Origin of the sequence: Mameliella sp. CS4 (assembly GCF_019392335.1) — a bacterium.
In the GTDB taxonomy this organism is placed as follows: Bacteria; Pseudomonadota; Alphaproteobacteria; order Rhodobacterales; family Rhodobacteraceae; genus Antarctobacter.
In genome coordinates this window covers 38,235-46,499 of the sequence record NZ_JAHXRQ010000030.1, presented here as the reverse complement: position 1 = coordinate 46,499, position 8,265 = coordinate 38,235, and the positions used below count along the sequence as shown (strand labels likewise).

Genomic DNA, 8,265 nt, shown 5'->3' with positions numbered 1-8,265 from the left:
GCGTTCCGGTACGACGATCCGGCGGAAATTACCGTCTCATCAAGAGTCCTGACGTCAAACATACTGCCCCCAAAAAAGGATAAATTTATTTAGGTTGTCTGTTTCGATCACTTTCCGAACCCGGACATTTTCAAATCATTTCGACGGGCACGTCGATTAATCTTTTCTTAAAGACTTTGAGGGAATCCGAAAAGCCCCCCTTGCTCATATTTTCCGCGTTTCGGAAAATCCGGGACGTCCGCGCGCTTTTGTCCGGGCGCCTGGCGGGTTTCGTGGCCAGGCTCAGGCCCCGGGAAAGGCGTTGTAGCGCGCCACGTTGCCGCCGGTCACCGCGATCCCGTGGCTGAGAAGCCAGGCATGGGCCTCGAACCGGGGCCCTTTCTGGCCGGGGACGCCGAGCACCAGCCGGCTTTCGATGCCATGGCGGGTCAGCCAGGCGCGGGCGGCCAGCGCCTGTACAAGGCAGTCGCTGCGCCAGGGCACATAGCGGGCCGCCACCGCGATGGCCCAGGCGGCGCGGTCGATGATGCGGCGCTCGGCGGTGCCCAGCACCGGCCAGGGGGCCTGTGGATCGCCGATGCCGGTGGCCCGCGCCAGGTTGCCCCGGCGGACCCACAGCCGCGCCCGGCCCAGCAGGACCGTGGCCCGGGCGACATCGGCCAGCCGCCGCGGCGTGACCTTGCGCAGGGCCCGCAAGGATCAGGCCTCTTGCGCGACGATCAGGGACTGGGCGTCGAGATCCGGCATCACCGCCAGGATATCGCGGCGCAGCACCTCTTCGGAGACATCGTATTCCGCCCCCAGCGTGGCGCAGAGCGTGTTCACCGAGGCGCCATCGCCAAGCAGCTCCCAGATGCGCAGGCCGACCGGGTTCAGGCCGTAATAGGGTCGGTCTTGAAGCTGAGCAGGACAAGTTCATCGCCGGTCTGGGTCGACACCACCTCGGGATGGGTTTTGTAAACTGTGTTCTGGTCCATTCGGGGTCCTTCCAGGCACGGGCGGGACGCGACGACTGTGCGGCGGTCCCAGCCCTCTGTGCCATTGGTGCAATGCTTCAGGCTGAAGAGGTCTCTGTCAATGTCCGGGGTCATGGTAGCGGGCGGCCAGGGTGGCCACATACCCCAGCGCCTCGGCCTCGGTGGCAAACCGGCCCGGCGCGCGATCCGTCGCCTCCCGCGCGATGGTCGCCTGCGAGGTCGCCCCGTCGAAGCGCGACAGGCAATAGCGGTCGAGCTCCAGCCGGGCGGTGGACCGCGGCACATGGGCGCCGGACCGGCGGCGCAGATCCGCGGGGGTGACAAAATCGCCAAGCGCGAGCGACTGGGAGAATTTCAGATCCGCCTCCCCGGCCCGGGCAAAGCGGGTTTTCCAGGTCTTGTTGTACCCATCGTGGACCAGCCGGAAATCCAGCTCGATCTCGGCGGTATCGCCCGCGGCCATGACAACCGGGCGCTCGAAGGGCAGGAAGAGCTGGCCGTAGGTCCGTTTTGGCTGATCGGGGGCGTTCGAAAACCGCTGTCCGCCCGCCAGTTCCGCGTCGAACCAGAGGAGAAAGCCATGCGCCGGGGCGCCGCGGGCGGCGGTCAGCGTGACACGGCCACAGACATCCGGATCGCTGATCGTCCGGTAATCCAGTGTCGCGAAATCCGCCGTGTCCGAGAGCACGGAATCCGGTGTGACATAGACCTTGCGCTCGGCGTTGACGGCGAGCCGGCTGCCGGCGGAGAGGTCGAGGTCCATGCCGTTCGCCTGCCAGGGGCGAAAGGTCTCTTCCGCAAGCGTCTCGTCGCTGATCAGGGCGCAGCGCAACCGGTCACATTGGGTGATCAACACGCCGCCGGGGTCCAGAAGACGGGCCCTTGCATCGGCGATGGTGGGAATATGCTGCGTGTACAGCGGCACCACCCCCCGCAGATCGGCGATGATGACATCCGCCCGATACTCCGGGCCCAGGTCCTGCGAGACCCCCTGGATGAATTCGATGCGGTCGGCGCAGCCGTTGGCGCGCGCCATTTCGGGCCCCAGGGCGATCGACCCGGCCGGCTCCACGGCGATCACCCGGCCGGCGCCGTATTTGCAGGCGAGGATCGCGAAAAAGCCGAAACCGGCCCCAAGGTCCAGCACCGTGCACCCGGGTGTGATCGCGGCGCGCAGCGCCTCGGTATAGGCGGTCAGGCGCTGCCGGTCTTCGATCATGCCGCCGTATTGGGTGACGGAATAGGTGCCGTAATTCATATATCTCCGGGCAGAACCGATCGGGCTGCCATCTCCTGTTTGGCGGCCGCCCCGACCCGGTCGAGGGTGGACCGGACAAGATCGACCACCTCGGGCAGGCGGGCGAATTCCCGCGGATAAGACAAGGCAAAGCCGGGCACCGCCGCCGCGACGGCACTGGCCGCGGTCAGACGTTCATGCGCTGCGACCGGATCGGCCGGGTTCAGCGAAAAGCTTTGCCGGAGCAAGGACATGCAGAGCGTCACGGCGGTCACCGGCCGAGCCGCGATTGCATCCGTCCCGTCCCCGGCCTCCAGCAGCAGGACCGCCCGCAGGCGGGGTGTCCCGGCCGGACCACCGACATCGTCCGGGGCGAGGCGGAACTTGTCGAGGTAGTCCGCAACGGGCGAGAGGTCGGCGGGCGGGTCGGGAAACAGGTGGTCAAGCGAATCGGAGAACAGCCGCAGGCTGGGATAGGTCGCCCGCGCGCCGATTTCCGCGCCTTCTGCCCGCAGGTGCAGCGCATCGTCGCCGTGCAGGGTCCAGCCGGCCTTTTGCAATGCCGCCGAAAGGGTCGACTTTCCGCGCCCGGAGTCCCCGACAAGGCAGACCGCATCGGTGTCCCGGGACAGCAGCGCCCCATGGACAACCAGGGGTCCGTCCTCGGCGACCAGGCGCGGCAGAAGGATATCCGAGATGAAATGGTCGAGGTCATGCCGGGACAGGCCGGGGACAAGAGGAGAAACGCGCACTCTCCTGTCCGATCGGGACACCTCTGCCCGGGCGAGATCGGGAAACTCCACGATCAGGCCGCCCGGAGAGCCGGGGGAAGAGGCAACGATCAGATTGCCTGCCGAACACCTCCACAAGACGGAATCGGGGCCGCTGTCCGCCGCCTCGGATCCCGGTGAAAGGGACAATGTCCAGCCATAGCGCGCAAGAATTAGAGACGCTGCAGAGAGGCCGTCAGACATCGCGACGATGTCCCGGCGCAGCCCCTGGTGAACGATCATGGCTATTCGCGGAACGGAACCGCGTCAGCCCATTTCATCGGCCATTGAACCCATGTTCTCATTCCCGATGATCGATCCGCTCGCCGTCAGCGCGGAGACTTCGCCGAAGATTTCCAGCTTCGGTGCGGCATAGGCCTTGCGCGCGCCAGTGTCGGTCTGCTGTGCGGTCTTGTGAAGATTGGTCATAATCTTTTCCCCCGTTCAGGTTCAAATAAGATGCTGCGTATGCACACCGGTCTTGGCGTGCCGGTCGATGCCCGAGAATCCATTCAGGACACGGCCTTCAGATAGCTCCTTAAGAATACCATTTCGCGCCAGAGATCAAGGTCGCTCATGCGCCCGGCCCGGCCCGGTGTCGGGATCAGACCCGGCCTCGCAAAGCGCTGCATAGTTTTCTGGCAGTCGAAGACTCCGGGCTGCAGATCCGGAGATGCGGCGAACAGCGCCCGGGTGAAATCCAGCCCATGATGATCGCGAATCCGGTTCCAGCGGATGGAATCAGGCAGGCGCCCGGCCATCGCGCTGCGCAGGATGTATTTCCGGTAGCCGTCGCGCAGCAACTGGCTGTCGGGCAGCGACAGGACGAAGGCCAGCAGACGGATGTCGCAGAACGGGTCGCGCGGCTCGATTCCCTCGGCCGCGGCGATCCGGTCATAGCGTTCCCGGGCGACGGTGACATAGGGGGCCGTCATCCTTAGGGCGCGGTCCGCCTCCGGCGTGGGGCCCTGCGGAAAGTTGTGCGCCCGGTAGCGCGCCCAACGGTGGGCGAGATCGTATTTCCGGATCAGGGCCGGGGCGGCCGGGCACCGCGCGACGCGCCGCAGGTCCGCCCGCCGGACCAGCCGGGCATGGCGCCGCTGGCGGATCCCGGCGGGAACCAGGATGCCCCAGCCCGCCCGCGCCAGCACCTTCCAGAACGTTCGCCGCCGTCCCGTCTCCAGCGCCTCGTGGCGGGCGAACCGCAGGATGTCACGGGTCCGGGCCTCGCGGATGGCGGCCTCCAGGGCATTTCCCGCCGAAAAGCTCGTGTCGCCTGACAACCCGTCAAGCAGGACCTTCACCCCCGCCTGCGCCGCTGTCCTGTAGATGGCGGCGATTATGGTCATGTGGCCGTCGAAGGGATCGTCAAGATCGTCGAGCCGCGCGCGCAGCGCGGGCAGCAGCGCGTCCAGGGTGTCATGTCGCACGAAGGTGGGGGCAAGTCCCGGCAGGCCCGAGGCCAGTTCGGCCAGCCGGGTTTCGACCCGCGCCGGGTCCGGCCCGGTTCCCGAGAAGGTGGGCAGCGGCCCGCGGCCCTCTGCCGACAGCAACGGCGCAGCAACGGCGGCGACCGCGCCTGAATCCATGCCCCCGCTCAGCATCGACCCCGGGGTTTCCGGGCTGCGCAGGCGGCAGCGCACAGCTTCGGTGAAGACCTCGGTGAAGGCCTCGGCATAGGCGGCATCCGACGGCAGATCGAGCCGCTCTCCCGGTTCCAGCCGCCAGTAGCGCCGCAGCCGCAGGCCGCCCGCCCCGACCGTCAGGCAATGGGCGGCGGGCAGGCGCAGGATCCCCTCGAAGGGGGTGATCTCGTCGTCGATCGATTCGAGGTCACCATCTAGGAAATCCAGCACCCGCGCCTCGTTCAGCCGCTTTGGCACCGCCTCCAGCGTCACCAGCGCCCGGGCGTCGGTGGCAAAGGCGAACAGCTGCCCGGGTTGGTGCGTGTAGATCAGCTGCCGCACGCCCATGTGATCGCGGGCACAAAACAGCACCTGCCGCCGCGGGTCCCATATGGCAAAGGCGAAATCGCCCAGCAGGTGATCGACGCAATCCTCGCCCCAGCGCAGGTAGGCGCGCAGGATCAGGTCGCCGTCGCCGATGTCCTGCCCTGCCCCCAGCGCCGTCAGCAGCGCCTCCCGGTTGTCGATCCGCGCATCGGTGGTGATCGTGCAGCCGCTGCCGGGGTGGCTCAGCGGCAGGCGTTCCAGGGCGGCCTCGGGCGTGGTGACGAGGCTTGCATGGCCAAGCGCCACCGGCCCGTCCTGCCAGGTCTGTGTGCCGTCGGGTCCCCGACGGCGCATCCGCGCCAGGACCGGCGCCAGCGGATCGGGCGGCAGCGCCGCGCCCGCCAGATCCCACAGGCCGCAAATCCCGCTCATGCCGGTCCCTGCCCGGCCCGGTCGTCGGCGATGGGCACGACCCGGCCTTCCGCCAGCCGAACGGTGGTCTGCGCCAGCGCCAGGCTCGCGGGGCGATGGGTGATCAGGATCACCGTCCGCCCGGCCAGCGCCTCGCGCGCCGACTCCACGAAGGCCGCCTCGCCCTCGGGATCGAACATGGCGGTGGGCTCGTCGAGGATCAGGATCGGGGGGTCCTTGACCAGAGCGCGCGCAAGCGCGACCCGCTGGCGCTGGCCGCCCGACAGGCGCACCCCGCGTGAGCCGATGGTGGTGTCGAGCCCATCGGGCAGCGCGCGGGTGAAATCATCCGCGTGGGCCAGGTCGACCGCCCGGTGCAGCGCGGCCTCGGATACGTCCGGCCGTCCGAAAAGGATGTTGTCGCGCAGGGTGCCGTCGAACAGCAGCACCTGCTGCGGCACCACCCCGATGAAGCCGCGCAGCGTCGCCAGGTTCAGGTCCCGGATGTCGGTCCCGTCCAACAGCACCCGGCCGCTGTCGGGGTCCTGAAAGCGCAGGATCAGGTCGACCAGCGTGCTCTTGCCGGCGCCGTTCTCGCCGGTCAGGGCCAGCACGCGGCCCGCCGGAACCGTCAGGCTCACCCCGTCCAGTGTGCCGCGCCGCCCGCTATGGGAAAAAGACACATCCTCGAAACGGATCTCGCCGGCCACGCTCTCGGGGCGCAGGCCCGTGATCATGTCTTCGCCCGGCTCGTCCAGGACATCCTCGAACCGCTGCAGCGATCCGCGCACCGCCTCTGTCCGGCCCCAGAGGCTGGCCAGGCCCGAGATCGGCTGCGTCAGCATTCCGGCATAAAGCAGCAGGCTGACCAGTTCGCCGATCGGCAGTTCGCCCGAGCGCACCCGCGCACCGGACAGCCACAGCACCAGGATCACCGCCGCCGCCGCAACGAAGCGCAGCAGCGGTCCGGTCGCCACCTGCAGGCGGCCGACCCGGATCCCCAGATCCCTCTGGCGGTGCACCAGCCGGGCGTAGCGGGACGCTTCGCCGTCCTCCCGGGAGAAGCTCTTGATCGCGGGCAGGATGGCAAGGTTTTCCTCGGCCAGCGAGATCGCCGCGCCATAGGTGTCGCGCAGGTCCTGCGACAGCGGGCGGACGCTGCGGTAGGCCAGCTTGGCGGCCAGGACAAAGACCGGCACGGCCAGCGCCAGCGGCAAGGCCAGCGCGGGGTCGAGGCGCAGCATCAGGACCAGCGCGCCGATCAGCGTCAGCACCGTCGGCAAGAGCGCGACGAGGTCGCCGGTCAGGTAATCGGCAATGGTGTCCACGTCCCGGGTCAGCACCGAGATCTGGTCGCCGGGCCGCCGGGTGTGGAAATACCGGACCGGCAGGCTCTGGAAATGGTCATAGAGGCGGGTGCGCATGTCGGCCAGGATGCGCTGCGCCGTGGTCAGCAGCGCCAGCCCGCTGGCGATCCCCAGTGCCGTGCGCAGGGCGATCAGCCCGATCAGGGCCAGGGCGACGGTGGCGATGCTGACATCGGCGCTGTCGATCAGCCCGCCGGCCAGCCTGCCGCCGACCCAGGGGATGGTCAGCGCGGCCCCGGTTTCGACCATCTGGAAGGTCAGCGCCAGCGCCAGCCTGCCCCGGTAGGGCACCCCGAACCGCAGGACCCGTGTCAGCTTCACAGGTGGGTCCCTCCCTTGCGGAACAGCGCTCCGAGGCCTTGCATCGCCCGCCGCAGGTAGAGCCTGGGCAGCGTTTCACGACACCCGGCCCGGCCAAAGGCCGCGCGCATGTAGGCGGCGGGGGGAAAGGCGGTTTCCCGCAGAAAGCCGATCTTTTGCCCCATCCCGGGGGTGGCCGCCAGGTCGGCCAGCAGCCGGCCGCCGCGTCCGGCCCTGAGAAAGCGGACCGGGCCCTCGTCCTGCGGCGCCGCCTCGAGCGCCCCCAGCACCGCATCCGGCAGATCGAGGCCCGCCCAGTCCCGGGCGGCGACAAGCGAGCCGTGACAGATCCGCAAGAGCCCCTTGTCGCGGGCCCGCCTCAGGAAACGATCCCAGTCCCTCGCGGTGAATTCCCCGGCGAGCCGGACCATGTCCAGCAGCCAGATCAGGCGGTTTTCGCTCAGGTGCGCGGCACCCGCCACCATGATCGGTTTGGAAATATGCATGAAACGGTGGCAACAGGCGAACAGCATCGCATCGACGTGGCCGGGACGCAGAAACCCGGGGTGCAGCCCGCCCAGCGGTTCGGCCCGCGCCCGCAGCTCGGCATAGGTGAACAGGGCGGCCAGTGCTGCATGGTTGTTCGTGCGCCGGTGCAGGTCGATGACGTGGTACAATCCGTGCGCGTCGCGCATTTCGTAGGAACATTGCGACGATACGATATGCCCGCCGGGCTCGAAGGCCAGCGAGAACCCCTGTGCCTCCAGGATTTTCCGGGCCGGTTCGAAATCCGCCTCGGCGACCAGCATGTCGGTGTCGCCCCGGGGCCGGAGGACGGGGGTGTCATAGACCGAATAGGCCAGCGCCGTGCCCTTCAGGATCAGCGGCGCGATCCCCCGCGCGGCGAAGTCCGGCGCCAGCCGGGTCAGGAGGCGCCTGTGCGCCAGTTCCTGAAAGGCGTGCCCCCGCGCCACGGATTGCATGCGCCCGGCGATCTCCGCTGGCAGGGTCTCCATCAGGAGAGGATCGTCGGCGAGGGTGCCGGTGATGCCGTGATAGGTCATCCGCGCGACCAATGCGTCAGGGTGTTCCGCGTCCGGCCCTGGCCAGTCGCCCCCGGGGGCGCGGCGCAGGCAGGCGGAAAGCCATGCATCGGTCCGGTCCGGTGTCACGGAATTCTCCGAAGGCCCCATGACGCTCCCCTTTCAACCGCCTTGCGGCGTCCGCTCCGGGCGGCCTTGTCCGGCAAGA

The 8,265-nt window shown here is 68.4% G+C and carries 8 protein-coding genes; all 8 read right to left on the bottom strand.

Features of this window, described 5'->3' with window-relative positions:
• Positions 1 to 282: 282 nt before the first annotated feature.
• The 8 genes from KZZ07_RS23615 to KZZ07_RS23580 all read right to left on the bottom strand — a co-directional run bounded on the left by KZZ07_RS23615 (position 283) and on the right by KZZ07_RS23580 (position 8,207).
• A complete protein-coding gene (locus KZZ07_RS23615) occupies positions 283 to 696 on the bottom strand; it encodes a lasso peptide biosynthesis B2 protein (protein WP_219518233.1) in 414 nt (137 codons plus the stop codon).
• A 3-nt stretch (positions 697 to 699) separates the two neighbouring features.
• Positions 700 to 825 carry a PqqD family peptide modification chaperone gene (locus tag KZZ07_RS23610; RefSeq protein ID WP_370631244.1) on the bottom strand — a complete coding sequence of 42 codons (126 nt, stop codon included), beginning with the start codon at positions 823 to 825 and terminating at the stop codon, positions 700 to 702.
• 249 nt (positions 826 to 1,074) lie between these two features.
• The gene (locus KZZ07_RS23605) at positions 1,075 to 2,235 is read right to left on the bottom strand and encodes a 50S ribosomal protein L11 methyltransferase (protein ID WP_219518231.1); all 1,161 of its coding nucleotides are present in this window, start codon (positions 2,233 to 2,235) and stop codon (positions 1,075 to 1,077) included.
• Positions 2,232 to 2,966 (bottom strand): phosphoenolpyruvate carboxykinase (ATP), encoded by a 735-nt coding sequence (locus KZZ07_RS23600; RefSeq protein ID WP_219518230.1) that lies wholly within the window; start codon positions 2,964 to 2,966, stop codon positions 2,232 to 2,234. Before KZZ07_RS23600 ends, KZZ07_RS23605 begins: the two co-directional genes overlap by 4 nt.
• A gap of 285 nt (positions 2,967 to 3,251) precedes the next feature.
• Positions 3,252 to 3,413, bottom strand: a complete 162-nt coding sequence (locus tag KZZ07_RS23595; RefSeq protein ID WP_219518228.1) for a hypothetical protein — start codon at positions 3,411 to 3,413, stop codon at positions 3,252 to 3,254.
• 83 nt (positions 3,414 to 3,496) lie between these two features.
• Positions 3,497 to 5,368, bottom strand: a complete 1,872-nt coding sequence (locus KZZ07_RS23590; protein WP_219518226.1) for an asparagine synthase-related protein — start codon at positions 5,366 to 5,368, stop codon at positions 3,497 to 3,499.
• Positions 5,365 to 7,035: an ABC transporter ATP-binding protein gene (locus KZZ07_RS23585; protein ID WP_219518225.1), complete on the bottom strand. Its 1,671-nt coding sequence runs from the start codon at positions 7,033 to 7,035 to the stop codon at positions 5,365 to 5,367. The genes KZZ07_RS23590 and KZZ07_RS23585 overlap by 4 nt, the downstream gene beginning before the upstream one ends.
• Positions 7,032 to 8,207, bottom strand: coding sequence for a nucleotidyltransferase domain-containing protein (locus KZZ07_RS23580; protein WP_219518223.1), 1,176 nt, complete (start codon positions 8,205 to 8,207; stop codon positions 7,032 to 7,034). Before KZZ07_RS23580 ends, KZZ07_RS23585 begins: the two co-directional genes overlap by 4 nt.
• Positions 8,208 to 8,265 lie beyond the last annotated feature (58 nt).